This is a genomic window from Kribbella jiaozuonensis (assembly GCF_005233875.1).
GTDB classification, from domain to species: Bacteria; Actinomycetota; Actinomycetes; order Propionibacteriales; family Kribbellaceae; genus Kribbella; species Kribbella jiaozuonensis.
In genome coordinates, this window is sequence record NZ_SZPZ01000007.1 from 211,287 (window position 1) to 228,015 (window position 16,729).

At 68.5% G+C, this 16,729-nt stretch carries 16 protein-coding genes; 4 read left to right on the plus strand and 12 right to left on the minus strand.

Features of this window, described 5'->3' with window-relative positions; genetic code table 11:
• Positions 1–84 precede the first annotated feature (84 nt).
• Positions 85–1,155, plus strand: coding sequence for an N-acetylglucosamine-6-phosphate deacetylase (gene nagA / locus FDA38_RS39560; RefSeq protein ID WP_137259324.1), 1,071 nt, complete (start codon positions 85–87; stop codon positions 1,153–1,155).
• Here nagA and FDA38_RS39565 read toward each other — a convergent pair.
• The 6 genes from FDA38_RS39565 to FDA38_RS42525 all read right to left on the minus strand — a co-directional run bounded on the left by FDA38_RS39565 (position 1,148) and on the right by FDA38_RS42525 (position 6,060).
• Positions 1,148–1,384, minus strand: coding sequence for a hypothetical protein (locus FDA38_RS39565; protein ID WP_137259325.1), 237 nt, complete (start codon positions 1,382–1,384; stop codon positions 1,148–1,150). The genes nagA and FDA38_RS39565 overlap by 8 nt on opposite strands.
• A complete protein-coding gene (cimA, locus tag FDA38_RS39570; RefSeq protein WP_137259326.1) occupies positions 1,381–2,970 on the minus strand; it encodes a citramalate synthase in 1,590 nt (529 codons plus the stop codon). The genes FDA38_RS39565 and cimA overlap by 4 nt, the downstream gene beginning before the upstream one ends.
• 225 nt (positions 2,971–3,195) lie before the next feature.
• Positions 3,196–3,594, minus strand: a complete 399-nt coding sequence (locus FDA38_RS39575; protein WP_137259327.1) for a hypothetical protein — start codon at positions 3,592–3,594, stop codon at positions 3,196–3,198.
• Between the two features lie 125 nt (positions 3,595–3,719).
• A complete protein-coding gene (locus FDA38_RS39580; RefSeq protein ID WP_137259328.1) occupies positions 3,720–4,802 on the minus strand; it encodes a branched-chain amino acid aminotransferase in 1,083 nt (360 codons plus the stop codon).
• Between the two features lie 56 nt (positions 4,803–4,858).
• Positions 4,859–5,908: a 3-isopropylmalate dehydrogenase gene (locus FDA38_RS39585; RefSeq protein WP_137259329.1), complete on the minus strand. Its 1,050-nt coding sequence runs from the start codon at positions 5,906–5,908 to the stop codon at positions 4,859–4,861.
• Complete coding sequence (locus FDA38_RS42525; RefSeq protein ID WP_170990021.1) at positions 5,905–6,060, minus strand: hypothetical protein; 156 nt, start codon at positions 6,058–6,060, stop codon at positions 5,905–5,907. Before FDA38_RS42525 ends, FDA38_RS39585 begins: the two co-directional genes overlap by 4 nt.
• 146 nt (positions 6,061–6,206) lie before the next feature.
• Here FDA38_RS42525 and FDA38_RS39590 point away from each other — a divergent pair, with 146 nt between their 5' ends.
• Positions 6,207–6,773, plus strand: a complete 567-nt coding sequence (locus FDA38_RS39590) for an O-methyltransferase (RefSeq protein ID WP_137259330.1) — start codon at positions 6,207–6,209, stop codon at positions 6,771–6,773.
• A 98-nt stretch (positions 6,774–6,871) separates the two neighbouring features.
• Here the strand turns inward: FDA38_RS39590 and serA are convergent, their stop codons facing one another.
• The 6 genes from serA to ilvD form a co-directional block, all read right to left on the minus strand.
• Positions 6,872–8,470 (minus strand): phosphoglycerate dehydrogenase, encoded by a 1,599-nt coding sequence (gene serA / locus FDA38_RS39595; RefSeq protein ID WP_137259331.1) that lies wholly within the window; start codon positions 8,468–8,470, stop codon positions 6,872–6,874.
• Between the two features lie 116 nt (positions 8,471–8,586).
• Positions 8,587–9,774 carry a S1 family peptidase gene (locus FDA38_RS39600; protein WP_137259332.1) on the minus strand — a complete coding sequence of 396 codons (1,188 nt, stop codon included), beginning with the start codon at positions 9,772–9,774 and terminating at the stop codon, positions 8,587–8,589.
• A gap of 113 nt (positions 9,775–9,887) precedes the next feature.
• A complete protein-coding gene (gene ilvC, locus FDA38_RS39605; RefSeq protein WP_137259630.1) occupies positions 9,888–10,907 on the minus strand; it encodes a ketol-acid reductoisomerase in 1,020 nt (339 codons plus the stop codon).
• A gap of 27 nt (positions 10,908–10,934) precedes the next feature.
• Positions 10,935–11,570, minus strand: coding sequence for an acetolactate synthase small subunit (gene ilvN, locus FDA38_RS39610; RefSeq protein ID WP_137259333.1), 636 nt, complete (start codon positions 11,568–11,570; stop codon positions 10,935–10,937).
• Positions 11,571–13,322 carry an acetolactate synthase large subunit gene (locus FDA38_RS39615; protein WP_233715197.1) on the minus strand — a complete coding sequence of 584 codons (1,752 nt, stop codon included), beginning with the start codon at positions 13,320–13,322 and terminating at the stop codon, positions 11,571–11,573.
• Positions 13,323–13,606: 284 nt separating this feature from the next.
• A complete protein-coding gene (gene ilvD / locus FDA38_RS39620; protein WP_137259335.1) occupies positions 13,607–15,274 on the minus strand; it encodes a dihydroxy-acid dehydratase in 1,668 nt (555 codons plus the stop codon).
• Between the two features lie 123 nt (positions 15,275–15,397).
• On the opposite strand from ilvD, the gene FDA38_RS39625 reads away from it, so the two are divergent.
• Together FDA38_RS39625 and FDA38_RS39630 are read left to right on the plus strand one after the other, a co-directional pair.
• The gene (locus FDA38_RS39625; RefSeq protein ID WP_137259336.1) at positions 15,398–15,919 is read left to right on the plus strand and encodes a CHAP domain-containing protein; all 522 of its coding nucleotides are present in this window, start codon (positions 15,398–15,400) and stop codon (positions 15,917–15,919) included.
• An 87-nt stretch (positions 15,920–16,006) separates the two neighbouring features.
• Positions 16,007–16,729, plus strand: a complete 723-nt coding sequence (locus FDA38_RS39630) for a class I SAM-dependent methyltransferase (RefSeq protein WP_137259337.1) — start codon at positions 16,007–16,009, stop codon at positions 16,727–16,729.

The window sequence follows — 16,729 nt, forward strand, 5'->3', positions numbered from 1 at the left end:
GCCCCTTTCGCCGCCTGGGCCCCGGGCAGCCCCCCACACCCCCCGGCGGGGGCGGGCACCGCCGCCCCCGGCGGGGAGGAGGAGATGGGCACCGCGCAGCAGGCGGGAGCGCGGGCTGACGACCAGGCGGGTGGGCGGGCTGACGACCAGGCGGTGGTTGATGCTCGGGGGCGGTGGTTGCTGCCGGGGTTTGTGGATACGCATTGTCATGGGGGTGGTGGGGCGGCGCTGTACTCCGGTGAGGTGGCGGATGTCCTGCGGGCGGCTCGTAGTCATCTTGAGCATGGGACGACGAGTCTGGTTGCGTCGGTGGCGACGATGCGGCTGGATCGGATGGTTCGAGCTGCGGAGGCGATTGCCGAGGCGGGTGCGCCGAACATCCGCGGGATTCACCTGGAAGGGCCGTTTCTGTCGCAGCGGCGGCGTGGGGCACAGACGGCGGACGCCTTGCTTGAGCCTGATGAGGAGGTGTTTGAAGAGCTGATCGCGGCGGCTGGTGGGCTGGCGGTGAGTATGACGATTGCGCCTGAGTTGCCGGGGGCGGTCGAGTTGATCGAGCGGCATCGGGACGAGATCACGTTCGCCGTCGGGCATACCGATGATGACGGGACCTGGACGCGGCGGGCGTTCGATGCCGGTGCGCGGACCGCGACGCATCTGTTCAACGCGATGCCGCCGATGACGCACCGGCAGCCAGGTCCGGTCGGGGCTGCACTCACGGATGACCGGGTCGCCTGTGAACTGATTGCCGACGGCATCCACCTGTCACCCGAGGCCCTGATCGTCGCGACCCGCACCGCCGGCCTCGACCGGGCCATGCTCGTCACCGACGCAATGGCAGCGACCGGTCTCGGCGACGGTGACTACTCGTACGCCGACCGCCACGTCCACGTCCACGACGGCATCGCCACGCTGCGCGGCACCGACACGCTCGCCGGTTCGGTCCACTTCCTCGCCGACGCGCTGGCAACCGCCGTACGCGTCCTCAAGCTCACCGTCCCCGAAGCCGCCCAACTGGTAGCGACCAACGCAGCTCGCCACTACGGCTGGCACGACCGCGGCACGCTTGCCGTCGGCAACATCGCCGACCTGGTCCTGCTCTCGCAAGACCTCACCGTAGAAGCCGTCTACCTGGGCGGTACCCAGGTCAGCTGACCGACACCTCGAGCACACCGATCACCTTCTCCAGCCGCGCCGCCACCCGCCCGGCGTCAAACCCATTGCCCTCGACAACGATCCGCAGCTCGCCGCGGTCCAGCGACAGCTCGAGCTCACGGACGTCGTACGGATTCAGCAGTACGGCGATCCGCGCCAGCATGCCGCCGGTCTCAACAACCTCGGCCGTGAAGACCGTCATCGTTCGCTCGACCGCGAGCAGACTCATCGTCCGACCTCCTTGTGGCGCAGCAGACCGAACGTGACCCCGTCGACCAGCGCCTCCCACGACGCCTCGACGATGTTGTGACCGACCCCGACCGTCACCCACGAGCCCTCGCCGTCCGCGGTCTCGATCAGAACTCTGATAACGGCGTCGGTGCCATGGCCCGAGTCGAGGATGCGGACCTTGTAGTCGACCAGCTCGAACTTGTTCACCACCGGGTACGCGCGCTCGATCGCCGTCCGCAGCGCGTGGTCGAGCGCGTTCACCGGACCGTTGCCCTCCCCCGTCACGATCTCCCGCTCGCCGCCCGCGACCAGCTTCACCGTCGACTCGGACACCGCCTCGCCGTCGGCGCGGGACTCGGTGATCACCCGCCACGACTCGACGTCGAAGAACGAGGCCCGCTTCCCGGTGACCTCCTCGGTCAGCAGCAGCGAGAACGACGCGTCCGCGGCCTCGAACGTGTACCCGCGCGACTCCATCTCCTTCACCCGCTCAGTCACCCGCGTGACCACATCGCGGTCGTTCCCGAGGTCGAACCCGAGCTCGCGGCCCTTCAGCTCCACACTCGCCCGCCCGGCCATCTCCGACACCAGCATCCGCATGTCGTTCCCGACCAGCGCCGGATCCGTGTGCTGGTAGAGATCCGGGTCCACCTTGATCGCGCTGGCGTGCAGGCCCGCCTTGTGGGCGAACGCGGACAGGCCCACGTACGGCTGCCGGGTCGACGGCGGCACGTTCGTGACTTCGGCGATCGCGTGGGCGATCCGGAACGACTCGGCCAGGTTCCCCGGCGGGAGCAGTTCGTGCTCGCGCTTCAGTTCGAGGTTGGCGACGATCGCGAGCAGGTCGGCGTTACCGGTGCGCTCGCCGTACCCGTTGATCGTGCCCTGGACGTGCGTGACGCCGGCCTCGACGGCGGCGATCGAGTTCGCCACCGCGCAGCCGGCGTCGTTGTGACAGTGGATGCCGAGCCGGGCCCCGGTGGAATCGAGGACATCCCGTACGACGTCCTGCAGCTCCCGCGGCAAGGTCCCGCCGTTGGTGTCGCAGAGCGCGACCACATCGGCGCCGGCCTCGACGGCTACCCGTACGACTTCCAGCGCGTACGCGCGGTTCGCGCGGTACCCGTCGAAGAAGTGCTCGGTGTCGAGGAAGACCCGCTGACCGTGTTCATGCAGATGCTTCACGGTGTCGGCGACCATGCGCAGGTTCTCGTCGAGCGTCGTCCGCAGCGCGCGCTCGACGTGCGCATCGTGGCTCTTGGCAACGAGTGTGACGACGCCGGCGCCAGAGTCGCGCAGGGCGGCGACCTGCGGGTCGTCGGCGGCCGCGGTCTCCGGCTTGCGGGTCGCGCCGAAGGCCGCGAACGTCGCGTTCTTCAGGTGCAGCTCGGTCCGTGCGCGCTCGAAGAACTCGGTGTCCTTGGGCACCGCACCCGGCCAGCCGCCCTCGATGAAGCCGACCCCAAGCTCGTCCAGGTACTGCGCGATGGCGATCTTGTCGGCCACGGACAGCGCCAGCCCCTCCTGCTGCGCGCCATCGCGAAGAGTCGTGTCGTAGACGTGGAAATCGTCCGAGATGCTCATAGGGGGCCGGCCTTCCGAGGGGGTGTCGCACTCTTTGGGGGGCAAACAAAAAACCTCCCGCAAGGTGCGAGAGGTCTGCGCGCTCAGGTACAGCTTGCTGAGCGCGCCTAGGGAATAATGCCCTGGTAGTTCTTCATGACGTTTTGCAGTCTGCCACACAATGTCCGAACGGTGGCGTCACTGTCTCGCATCACGAACATTCAGTACTCCGGCCCGTACTGGAGTTCAGGCGGTAAGCGACCAACCGGGATCATCCCAGGCTGTATAGAAGTCTTCGCGTGACAAAGGCCGCAATGCCCACTCCTCGCGGTCCAGTGCCTGGTCGGTGAGCATGCCCTCGTCGTCCTCGAGCCGCTGCCACCAGTACCGGGTGACCTCGCCGTCCTCGCCCGAGCCGAGCTGGCGGATCACGACCCACTCGCGCTCGTGCCAGACCGCCTCGTACAGCCAGTCGGTCCCGTGGTCGTCGACGACCGCGCCGTACGTCCGCGGCGCCGTACCCCGGTCAAGATCCCGGATCAGCTCGACGGTCGACCGGATCGCCGCCGACGTCTCGTCCGACCATCCCCGACGCTCGGCCAGCTCGACGTAGTAGCCCTCGACCTCATCCGGAAACCCGCTCATGCCGCCCGACCCTACCGAACCGACGTTGCCGGCAGCGACCACCGGTCCACGCAGCAGACCTGAGAAGATGCTGTGAAAACAGCAGTGGCCCGGCACCGTTGCGCCGGGCCACCAACTGGAAGAACTCAGACGATGCGGGTCATCCAGCCGTGCGGGTCGGCGGCGCGACCGTACTGGACGTCCAGCAGGGCGCTGCGGACGGCGGCAGTAACAGGGCCGCCGTTGCCGTCGCCGATCTGGGACTCGCCGTCCTTCCACTTGAGCGAGGCGACCGGGGTGACGACCGCGGCGGTGCCGCAGGCGAACACCTCCTTGACCTTGCCGGAGGCCGCGCCTTCGCGCCACTCGTCGACCGAGATCTTGCGCTCGGTGACGGTGTAGCCGAGGTCGGTGACCAGCTTCAGGATCGAGTCCCGGGTGACGCCCTCGAGGATCGTGCCGGACAGCTCCGGGGTGACGACCGTGTTGTCGTCGAGGACGAAGTACAGGTTCATCCCGCCGAGCTCCTCGACCCACTTCTTCTCGACCGCGTCGAGGAACGCGACCTGGTCGCAGCCCTCCTCGATCGCCTCGGCCTGCGCGAGCAGCGAGGAGGCGTAGTTGCCGCCGGTCTTCGCCGCGCCGGTGCCGCCGGGGGCCGCCCGGGTGTACTCCTCGCTCAGCCAGATCCGGACCGGCTTCACGCCCTTGGCGAAGTACGAGCCGGCCGGTGACGCGATCAGGCAGTACGTCACGTGACTGGACGGGCGTACGCCGAGGAACGGGTCGGAGCCGAACATGAACGGGCGCAGGTACAGCGAGGTCTCACCGCCGCCCGGTACCCAGGCCTTGTCGAGCTCGACCAGCGTGTGCAGCGACTCGAGGAAGACCTCGGTCGGCAGCTCCGGCAGCGCGAGGCGCTGCGCGGACCGCTGGAACCGGGTCGCATTGGCCTCGGGCCGGAACAGGTGGATCGAGTCGTCGGGATGCCGGTAGGCCTTCATCCCTTCGAAGATCGTCTGGGCGTAGTGGAACACCGCGGTCGCGGGAGACAGCTCCAGCGGTCCGAAGGCGGTGATCCGCGCGTCGTGCCAGCCCTTCTCGGCCGTCCAGGTGGCGATCGCCATGTGGTCGGAGAAGTACTGCCCGAATCCCGGGTTCGCCAGGATCTGGGCGCGCTGGTCGTCGCTGGCCGGTGTGGTGGTTGGCTCAACGGTGAACTCGCTCATAGCCGCACCGTACCTCTCGACCAACTGGTCATGCGAGCGTCGTGCGCGGGCACCGGTCAGCCCGCCGCGCGCTTGGCGATGGCGTCGCCGATCTCGGCGGTGGTCCGGACGGCGCCGGTACGCTCTTCGATGTCCGCGGTGACGGCTGCCTCGATCGCGGCCGCGGCCTCGGTCAGGCCGAGGTGGTCGAGCAGCAGGGACGCGGAGAGGATGGCCGCGGTCGGGTCGGCCTTCTGCTGGCCGGCGATGTCCGGCGCGGAGCCGTGCACCGGCTCGAACATGCTCGGCGCGGTCCGGTCCGGGTTGATGTTGCCGCTCGCGGCCAGCCCGATCCCGCCGCTGATCGCAGCCGCCAGGTCGGTGATGATGTCGCCGAACAGGTTGTCGGTGACGATCACGTCGAACCGGGCCGGGTCGGTGACCAGGAAGATCGTCGCCGCGTCCACGTGCAGGTAGTCGACGGTGATCTCCGGGAACTCCTCGGCGACCTTGTCGACGGTTCGCTTCCACAGGTGACCGGCGTACACGAGCACGTTGTTCTTGTGCACCAGCGTCAGCTTCTTGCGCGGCCGCGCCTGTGCGCGGGCGAACGCGTCGCGGACGACCCGCTCGACGCCGTACGCCGTGTTGACCGACACCTCGGTGGCGATCTCGGCCGGCGTACCGACCCGGAGCGCGCCGCCGTTGCCGACGTACGGACCCTCGGTGCCTTCGCGGACGACGACGAAGTCGACCTCACCCGGGTTCGCCAGCGGGGAACCGACCGACGGATAGATCTTCGACGGCCGCAGGTTCACGTAGTGGTCGAGGGTGAAGCGGAGCTTGAGCAGCAGACCACGCTCGAGTACGCCGGACGGGACGCTCGGGTCGCCGACCGCGCCGAGCAGGATCGCGTCGTGCTTGCGAATCTCCTCCAGCTCGGCGTCCGGCAGCGTCTCACCGGTGGCATGCCAGCGCCTCGCGCCGAGGTCGTACTCGGTCCGCTCGAACGTCACGCCGTGCTGTGCGGCTACCGCGTCGAGGACCTTGAGCGCCTCGGTGGTGACCTCCGGTCCGATCCCGTCACCGGGAACGACGGCCAGCGTGAAGTTCTTGTTCTCGCTCACTTCTTGGGTTCTCCCCCATTGTCACGGCGGTTCATGGCCTCTTGGACAGCCTTGACCTCGTCACTGGCCGGGCGGACGGTACGGCGACGGCGCGCCGCCTTCCGCTCCCGGGCGTCGATCGCGGGCCAGTTGGCTGGATACATGTCGTACATGCTGCTCCTTCCCAATATGTCGTGGGCGGCAGGATGCGCACGAATTTACTCGCACGTCCGACTAATTCGCCACTATGCGGGCAGCCTGTCCCGAAATGTGAGATCCCAGTGCTGGTCCTGGACCAGACCTGTGCAACTCTCAGCCGGTGAGTGCTCCTCCAGAACTGCCGCCGCTGGTATCGGCGGCCCTCAGCCTGTCCGGCCGGCGCGGATTCGTCAGCTCGACCCGCAACGAGACCGGCCGGCTGCTCGCCACGCTCGCCGCGTCCAAGACCGGCCTGCTCGGTGAGCTAGGGACAGGCTGCGGCGTCGGCTCGGCCTGGCTGCGCAGCGGCGCCGGGGAGTCGACGAACATCGTCACCGCGGAGAGCGATCCGCAGTTGGCGCAGGTGGTCGCGGAGCTGTTCGCCGCCGACGAGCGGATCGAGGTCGTCTCGGCGGACTGGACCGCGCTGATCGAGCGCGGACCGTTCGCGCTGCTGTTCGTGGACGCGCGCGAGGCGAAGCTGTCGGCCCGCGACATCATCGCGGACGTAGTCGAGCCCGGCGGCTTCGTCGTACTGGACGACTTCACGCCGTCGGCGGTCTGGCCGCCGATGTACGAGGGCCGCGTCGACACGCTCCGGCAGGAGTGGCTGATGGACAAGCGCTTCACCACCGTCGAGGTGATGGTCGCGCCGGACGCCGCCGTACTGCTGGCGACCCGCCACTAGAACTGAAGCGGGCCCGGGCTATTGAGCCCGGGCCCTTGCCGGCCGCCATGCGCCTGCGGGCGGCTGGCCGCCTCCAGTAAATCAGTCGTTCGTGTGACTCAGGCCTCGAGGTCCACTGTGCGGGCCGTGTCGGCCTGGACCGCGGCGGCGATGTCGTCGAGGACCGCCGGGACGATCTTCGAGTCGACCGACAGCGCGACCAGGGCCTTGCCGCCCTTGCGGTCGCGGCTGACCTGCATGCCGGCGATGTTCACGTCGGCGTCGCCGAGGATGCGGCCGATCTGGCCGACCGCGCCCGGACGGTCCTCGTAGGTGAGGAAGGCCAGGTGTGCGGCGAGCTCGATCTCGACGTCGTACCCGTCGATCTCGACCAGCCGCTCCGACTGCCGGACACCGACCAGCGTGCCGGACACCGACACCTGGACACCGTCGGCGAGCGTGCCACGCAGCGTGATCAGGTTGCGGTGCTCGGGGCTGTCGTGGTCGGTGACGAGCCGGACCTCGAGGCCCCGCTCGGCCGCCAGCAGCGGCGCGTTCACGTACGAGACGTTGTCCTCGACGACATCCGCGAAGACACCCTTCAGCGCGGCCAGCTCGAGCACCTTCACGTCGTACTGCGTGATCTCGCCGCGCACCTCGACGTCGAGCTGCTGCGCGACGCCACCGGCCAGCGCGGTGAAGATCCGGCCGAGCTTCTCGGTCAGCCCGATGCCCGGGCGGACGTCCTCGGCGATCACGCCGCCCTGGACGTTGACCGCGTCCGGGACCAGCTCGCCCGACAGCGCCAGCCGGACCGACTTCGCGACCGCGATACCGGCCTTCTCCTGCGCCTCGTCGGTGGACGCGCCGAGGTGCGGGGTGACGACGACGTTCTCGAACTCGAACAGCGGCGAGTCCGTGCACGGCTCGCTCGCGAACACGTCCAGGCCGGCGCCGGCGACGCGACCCTCCTTGAGCGCGCTGTACAGCGCCTGCTCGTCGACGATGCCGCCGCGGGCCGCGTTCACGATGATGACCTCGGGCTTGACCTTGTGCAGCTGCTCGTCGCCGATCAGGCCGATGGTCTCCGGGGTCTTCGGCAGGTGCACCGAGATGAAGTCACTGGTCGCCAGCAGCTCGTCCAGGGTGGCGAGCCGGACACCCATCTGCGCGGCCCGGCCGGCCTGCACGTACGGGTCGTAGGCGATCACGTTCATGCCGAAAGCGGCCAGCCGCTGCGCGACCAGGACGCCGATCTTGCCGAGGCCGACGATGCCGACGGTCTTCTCGAACAGCTCGACACCCGAGTACTTGCTGCGCTTCCACTCGCCCTTCTTGAGCGACTCGTTCGCGGCCGGGACGCGGCGCGCGGACGCGAGCAGCAGCGCGACCGCGAGCTCGGCGGCGCTGGTGATGTTGGAGGTCGGCGCGTTGACGACCATCACGCCGGCCTGGGTGGCGGCCTTCACGTCGACGTTGTCGAGACCGACGCCGGCGCGGGCGACGACCTTCAGCTTCTTCGCGGCGGCGAGCGCCTCGGCGTCCACCTTGGTGGCGCTGCGGATCAGGATGGCGTCGACATCGGCGATGGCCGGGATCAGCTCGGCGCGGTCGGCGCCGTTCGCGTGACGGATCTCGAAGTCGGGGCCGAGCGCCTCGACGGTGGCCGGGCTGAGCTCTTCGGCGATCAGGACGACGGGCCGGGTTACGTCAGTCATGGAGGAATCTCCTGCAGAAGCGGTAGGGGCTCGTGATCTTCAGAGCACCGCGCTGTGCCCGCTGCCTCGATGGTACCGCGTCCGCATCCGGGGCTGTTCGAGGGCCCGGATGACGGTCAGTCACTGTCGCAGCTGACGGGGGTCGCCATCGGAACGGTCCGGTCGATCAGCAGTTTGCCGTCCACGCGGACCAACTGGAAGCGCACGTCGAGCCGGTTGCAGTTCTGGCCGCCCGCGCCGGTCGCGGTCGGCGCGAACAGGATGTCGTACGCCATCCGGGCGTACGAGCCGTCCGGTGCGACGTCGGTGATCCTCGGATTGAAGAAGTACGACGTCCTGTGGTTGTTCAGGTCCCGCGCTTCGGTCATGCCCTTGGCGAACCGCGCCGAGTACAGCGACTGCAGCGCACGGAAGTCCTGCTGGTTCTCCAGCGTGACGTAGTTGCCGAACAACCGCTGCACCTCGACGTTCAACGGCGTCCTGGCGACCTGCAGAGCCGGAACGACCGCGGCCTGCGGACCGCGCGACAGTGCGCAGGTCCCGGCCGTCGCGAGGTCGAGGCCCAACGGCGACGCGGCGACGTACCCCCGGAGCTTCTCCAGCGGGACGATCGCACTGGCCTGCACCGTCGCGCCGGTGACGAGCCCGATCAGGCCGCCGGACTTGTCGACGATCGGCCCGCCGAGCTTGGCCGCGTTCATGACCTCGCTCAACGCCCGCGGGTCGGCCGTCGAGCCGACCTGGTTGATCGTCTGCTTGCCCGCGGCAGTGTAGCCGATCAGAGCGCGCTGCGCCTTCGGGTCGGGATCGGCGGCCGCGAGGTGCATCGGCGTACCGTCGAGGCCGATCGACTGCAGTACGGCGACGCCGTCCGCGCTGGTGCCGAGCAGGTTGGCCCTCCGGATCCGGCCGTCAGCCGTCACGATCACGATCGACCGCGGGTTCGCGACCGCCGACGCCGCGGTCAGGACCCGCCCGTTGTCGATCAGTACGCCGGATGCCTCGCCGGTCGAGCCGCACGTCGTCGCGAGCACCCGGACCACCGCCGGGCCGGCCGACTTCAGGATTTCGTCGGTGTTGATCCCCAGCCGTCGCTCATGGACGAACCAGCCTGCACCGGCGCCGGCCGCGATGATCACCAGCAGTACGACGAACCCGGCCAGGATCCGGCCGAAGAGCCACGGCCGGCGGCCGGGCGGCTGGGGTGCGGCGGGCCGGCTGGGGACCTCCAGCTGCGTCAGCGAACCGGCGTTCGCGGGGATCCGCCGAGGCGGCCGCGGCAGCTCGTTCCTGCCGTCCTCCACCGCCGGTCACCTCCCCCGCAATCACGTGCTCGAACTACAACCGTCACACATTGTGTCAAAGGAAGGGGCCCGGGCCATCCACCTGGATGGTCCGGGCCCCGACAGCTGGTGTGTCAGCGGGCGGCGCTGCCCTCGACGTAGTCGTCGTCGTGCGACTTGACCCACGCCATCAGGCCGCGCAGTTCCTTGCCGACGGCCTCGATCGGGTGCTCCTGGCTCTTCTTGCGGAACTCGGCGAACTCCGGCGCGCCGGCGTCCTGGTCGGCGATGAAGCGGGCCGCGAAGGTGCCGTCGGTGATGTCGCCGAGGACCTCCTTCATCCGGGCCTTGACCGATGCGTCGATGATCCGCGGGCCGGACACGTAGTCGCCGTACTCGGCGGTGTCGGACACCGACCAGCGCTGCTTGGCGATACCGCCTTCGTAGATCAGGTCGACGATCAGCTTGAGCTCGTGCAGGCACTCGAAGTACGCGACCTCGGGCTGGTAGCCGGCCTCCGTCAGCGTCTCGTACCCGGCGGTGATCAGCGCGGACACACCACCGCAAAGGACGGCCTGCTCACCGAACAGGTCGGTCTCGGTCTCCTCGGTGAACGTGGTCTTGATCCCGCCGGCCCGCAGGCCGCCGATGCCCTTGGCGTACGACAGCGCCAGGTCCCACGCCTTGCCGGTGGCGTCCTGCTCGACCGCGACCAGCACCGGTACGCCGCGACCCTCGGTGTACTCGCGGCGGACCAGGTGGCCCGGGCCCTTCGGGGCGACCATGAACACGTCCACGCCGGCCGGCGGCTTGATGTAGCCGAACCGGATGTTGAAGCCGTGACCGAAGACGAGCGCGTCGCCGTCGACCAGGTTCGGCTCGATGGCCTCCTTGTAGAGCTTGCGCTGGGCCGGGTCCGGCGCGAGTACGACGATGACGTCGGCCTCCTCGACCGCCTCGGCCGGGCTGAGCACCCGCAGGCCCTGGGCCTCGGCCTTGGCCCGGCTCTTCGAACCCTCCGGCAGACCGACCCGGACGTCGACGCCGGAGTCGCGCAGCGAGAGCGCGTGGGCGTGGCCCTGGGAGCCGTAGCCGAGGACGGCCACGTGGCGGCCCTGGATCACCGACAGGTCGGCGTTGTCGTCGTAGAACATTTCAGCTGCCACTTGCGGCACTTCTCCTTAGTGTTGATTCGGTACGGCGGCGGCTCGGCCTGGCGGCGGGCCCGGCACCGGGTGGTGTGTACGTTCGGCGGGTCGAGCCTGCACGGTCGGAGGACCCGACTGGACGTGCGGCGGCGGCACCGGGACCGGCCGCAGCGTGCGGTCGGAGATGGAGCGGCTGCCCCGGCCGATCGCCACCATGCCGGACTGCACCAGCTCGCGGACGCCGAAGGGTTCCAGCACCCGGAGCATGGCTTCGAGTTTCTCGGGATTGCCGGTCGCCTCGATCGTGATCGCGTCCGGTGCCACGTCGACCACCTTCGCACGGAACAGCTGGACGGTCTCCAGCACCTGTCCGCGGGTCAGGGTGTCCGCCTTCACCTTCACCAGCAGCAGTTCGCGCTGAACCGTCTGGCTGGGTTCGAGTTCGACGATCTTGATCACGTTCACCAGCTTGTTCAGCTGCTTGGTGATCTGCTCCAAAGGCTGCTCGTCCACGCTGACCGCGATGGTCATCCGGGACACCTCGGGGTGCTCGGTCGGACCGACCGCGAGCGAATCGATGTTGAAGCCCCGCCGCGAGATCAACGCGGCCACCCGAGCCAGCACACCGTGCTTGTTCTCGACCAGGATGCTCAACGTGTGCTTCGACATTTACAGCTCCTCCCCGTCCCACTTCGGCGCCATGTCGCGGGCGATCTGGATGTCGTCGTTGCTGGTGCCGGCCGCGACCATCGGCCACACCATCGCGTCGCGGTGCACGACGAAGTCCACGACGACCGGCTGGTCGGTGACCGACATCGCCTTGTCGATGGTGGCGTCGACGGACTCCTTGTCCGAGCAGCGCAGCCCGACGCCGCCCATCGCCTCGGCCAGCTTGGCGAAGTCCGGGATCCGGGCCGAGTGCAGGTCGGTGTTGGAGTAGCGCTTGTCGTAGAACAGCGTCTGCCACTGCCGGACCATGCCCAGCGACTGGTTGTTGATCACGGCAACCTTGATCGGGATGCCCTCCAGCGCGCAGGTGACGAGCTCCTGGTTGGTCATCTGGAAGCAGCCGTCGCCGTCGATCGCCCAGACGGTCTTGTCCGGGCGCGCGACCTTGGCGCCCATCGCGGCCGGCACGGCATACCCCATCGTGCCGAGGCCGCCGGAGTTCAGCCAGTGCCGGGGCTTCTCGAACGGCAGGTAGTGCGCGGACCACATCTGGTGCTGGCCGACGCCCGCGGTGTACACGGCGTCCGGTCCGGCGATCTTGCCGATCCGCTCGATCACGTACTGCGGGGACAGCGTGCCGTCCTCGGGCTCGTCGTACGCGACCGGGTACTTCGCCCGCACCGATTCGAGCTGGTTGCGCCAGGCGTCGTACGACGGGGTGCGGCCGGAGGCTGCGATCTCGGTCCGCAACGCGGCGATCAGGTCGGTGATGACCTCCTTGCAGTCACCCACGATCGGGACGTCGGCGGCGCGGTTCTTGCCGATCTCGGCCGGGTCGATGTCGGCGTGGATGACCTTCGCCTCGGGGGCGAACGAGTCGAGCTTGCCGGTCACCCGGTCGTCGAACCGCGCACCCAGCGTGATCAGCAGATCGGAGCGCTGCAGTGCGCCGACCGCGGACACTGAGCCGTGCATACCGGGCATGCCGAAGTGCAGCTCGTGGGTGTCGGGCAGGGCACCGCGGGCCATCAGTGTGGTGACCACGGGGATGCCGAGCAGCTCGGCGAGCTCCTTCAGCTCGGCGCTGGCCTGGGCCCGGATCACGCCGCCGCCGACGTACAGCACCGGCTTCTCGGCCGCGGCGATCAGGCGGGCCGCCTCACGCACCTGCTTGGGGTGCGGGCGGGTCACCGGGCGGTAGCCGGGCAGCGCGAGCTCGGTCGGCCACTGGAAGTCGACGCCCTGGGTCTGCATCGCGTCCTTGGTCACGTCGACCAGCACCGGACCGGGCCGGCCGGTCGAGGCGATGTGGAACGCCTCGGCGATCGTGGTGGCGATGTCGGCCGGGTCGGTCACCAGGAAGTTGTGCTTGGTGATCGGCATCGTGATGCCGCGGATGTCCGCCTCCTGGAAGGCGTCCGTGCCGATCGCGGCGCCGGCGACCTGACCGGTGATCGCGACCATCGGCACCGAGTCCATGTAGGCGTCGGCGATCGGCGTCACCAGGTTCGTCGCGCCGGGGCCAGAGGTCGCCATGCACACGCCGGTCTTACCCGACGCGGCGGCGTACCCCTGGGCGGCGTGGCCGGCGCCCTGCTCGTGACGTACCAGGATGTGGCGGATCTGGGTCGAGTCGAGCATCGGGTCGTACGCCGGGAGGATCGCGCCGCCCGGGATGCCGAAGACGGTGTCCACTCCGGCATGTTCCAGTGCGCGGATCAGAGCCTGTGCCCCGGTCAGCTGCTCACTCATGAGAGAGCCTTCCTGTCCTGTCACGATGTTTGCTTTTGTCGCGACCGATCCATCCTCGCTTGTGGCTGCTGTCCGTGCGTCTCCGGGTCTCGGATAGTCGCATTGGCAACAAAAAACCCCTTCGGCCGGGTTGGCTGAAGGGGCGCGCTCGACTCGGTGGTCGCGTCAGTCGGCGCGCCGCACAAGTACGAGGAGAATCGATCGCATGTAGGCATTATTCGCCCGCAGACCGCGACCTGGTCAAGTTGGGCGCCTCCGTGTCTCATCATTTGATACAGCCGTCCCTAGATGCAGACAGCTCCCTCGGATGCGGACCGGACCAGGCGGGTGTACTTACCCAGCACGCCCTTGGTGATCGCCGGCGTCTTCGGGGTCCAGCCCTGCTTGCGGGCCTCGAGTTCTTCCGGGCTGATGTGGAGGTCGAGGGTGCGGTTCGCGACGTCGAGCGTGATGCGGTCGCCGTCGCGGACGAATGCGATCGGTCCGCCGTCGACGGCCTCGGGCGCGACGTGTCCGACGCAGAGTCCCGTCGTACCGCCGGAGAAGCGGCCATCGGTCAGCAGCAACACGTCCTTGCCGAGACCGGCTCCCTTGATCGCGCCGGTGACCGCGAGCATCTCGCGCATCCCCGGCCCGCCCTTCGGCCCTTCGTACCTGATCACGACCACGTCGCCGGGGTTGAGATCCGGTACGGCGTCCATCGCGGCGCGCTCGCCGTCGAAGACGCGGGCCGTCCCCTCGAACACGTCGGAGTCGAAGCCCGCGCTCTTCACGACCGCGCCTTCGGGGGCGAGCGAGCCGTGCAGGATCGTGATGCCGCCGGTGTGGTGGATCGGCTTGTCGAGCGCGCGGATGATCGTGCCGTCGATGTCCGGCGGGGCGATGTCGGCCAGGTTCTCGGCCATCGTCTTGCCGGTCACGGTCAGGCAGTCGCCGTGCAGTAGACCCGCGTCGAGCAGAGCGCGCATCACGACCGGGATCCCGCCGACGCGGTCCACGTCGGTCATCACGTACCGCCCGAACGGCTTGAGGTCACCGAGATGCGGAACCTTCTCGCCCACCCGATTGAAGTCGGCCAGGGTCAGCTCGACCTCCGCCTCCCGGGCGATGGCCAGCAGATGGAGGACCGCATTCGTCGAACCGCCCAGCGCCATCACCACGGCGATCGCGTTCTCGAACGCCTCCTTGGTGAGGATCTGGCGGGCGGTGATGCCCTTCTGCAGCAGACCGACCACAGCCTCGCCGGACTTCCGCGCGTAGCCGTCGCGGCGGCGGTCGACGGCAGGCGGAGCGGCTGAGCCCGGCAGCGACATACCGAGGGCTTCGGCAGACGCGGCCATCGTGTTGGCGGTGTACATGCCGCCGCAGGCGCCTTCGCCCGGGCAGATCGCGCGTTCGACCGCGTCGACCTCGTCGCGCGTGATCAGGCCGCGTACGCAGGCGCCGACGGCCTCGAACGCGTCGATGATCGTGACGTCCTTGTCCCCGAGCCGGCCGGGCATGATCGAACCGGCGTACAGGAAGACACTTGCCAGATCGAGGCGCGCGGCCGCCATCAGCATGCCCGGCAGCGACTTGTCACAACCGGCCAGCAGCACCGAGCCGTCGAGCCGCTCGGCCTCCATCACGGTCTCGACCGAGTCGGCGATGATCTCCCGGCTGACGAGGGAGTAGTGCATGCCGACGTGACCCATCGAGATCCCGTCGGACACGCTGATCGTGCCGAACTCCAGCGGATACCCACCGGCCGCGTGCACGCCGTCCTTGACGGCCTTGGCGAGCCGGTCGAGGGACAGGTTGCACGGGGTGATCTCGTTCCAGCTGGAGGCAACCCCGACCTGCGGTTTGGCCCAGTCGTCGTCCCCCATCCCAACCGCCCGAAGCATGCCACGACTGGCAGTCGCCTCCAGCCCATCGGTCACTGTCCGGCTACGAGGCTTCACATCGACCATGCGCCTCACTCTATGCCTTCGTAACTTAACGACACTGTGATTGCTTTGTGTGGTTAGTCAATTACATACTCATTGTGCTAGCCGCCTGGGGGGATTTGTCCCAATCCGAAACGGAGCAAGCTGATGCGCCCCACATTGCGACTCCTGTTGTCCGCTGTCGTCCTTTCCCTGCTGGGCTCGCTGTCGCTCACTGCGGCAGCGGCTGATACCCGGACCAAGATCGTCAACGCCGCCAACGGTGAGGTTGGGCAGGGTGAGACGCCGCCTGGCAGTAACTGCAATCCGTACGGCGCCTGTGAGTCCTGGTGTGCGCATTTCGCCACCTGGACCTGGCGCAAGGCCGGAAGTGACATCCCGAACTACGGCTTCACCGGTGACATCTACACTTGGGGCCGGCGCAAGGGTCGGGCGCACTCCGGGAACAGCGGGATGAAGCCCGGCGACATCGTGCTCTACGGGACCGGGCCGCAGAACACGAGCACCAGTCTGCACACCGGTGTTGTAGTTGCTACTGGCAACGGGAAGATCACGACCGTCGAAGGCAACTCGCACGACAAGGTGCAGAAGCTCGGGCCGTTCGATCCGAAGCACGCGAAGAACGCCGGCCGGCCCGGGAACATCTACGGCTGGGTCTCGGCGCAGTAATCCCATCGACGAGCCGGTGCGGTTCTCGCCGACCGCACCGGCTCTTATTTCGTTGTCGTCCGGCGGATCCGCTTCTAGCATTCGCGGGTGACCGACGATCCGTACGGCGATGAGCAGCTGGTGGAGTTGTACGACCTCGACAATCCACCCGGTGCTGACCATGCCTACTACCGCGCACTGGCCGCGGATGCCCGCAAGGTTGTGGACTTCGGTTGCGGCACGGGTCTGTTGACCCGTTCGCTCGTCGCGCCGGGTCGGGTGGTGATCGGCGTGGATCCAAGTGCCACGATGCTCGACTACGCGCGCCGTCAGCCGGGGGCGGATGCAGTCACCTGGATCGAGGGAGACTTCCGGGCCGTGGAGCCGACTCACGATGCCGACCTCGTGATCAGCACGGGTAACACGATGATGCATGTCGGCAACCAGGCCGAGGCGTTCACCGCGCTCGCTGATGCGCTCCGGCCCGGCGGTGTCATCAGCTTCGAGTCGCGGAATCCGGCGGCACGCGCGTGGGAGCAGTGGACCCGCGAGGCGACGTACGGCGAACGGGACACCTCCGTCGGACACCTCGTCGAATGGCTCGACCTGATCGAGGTCGCCGACGGCCGGGTGGTGTTCGACGCGCACAACGTCTTCCCCGACGGCCACGACGCCGTCTACCGGAACACCCTGTACTTCCGCTCCCCCGAGGCAATCACCGCCGACCTCGCAGCCGCGGGCTTCGTCGACATCATGGTCCACGGCAACTGGCAACAGGAGCCGGCGACCGAGGACTCGCGGCTATTGATCTTCCACGCAACCAGGAGCTGA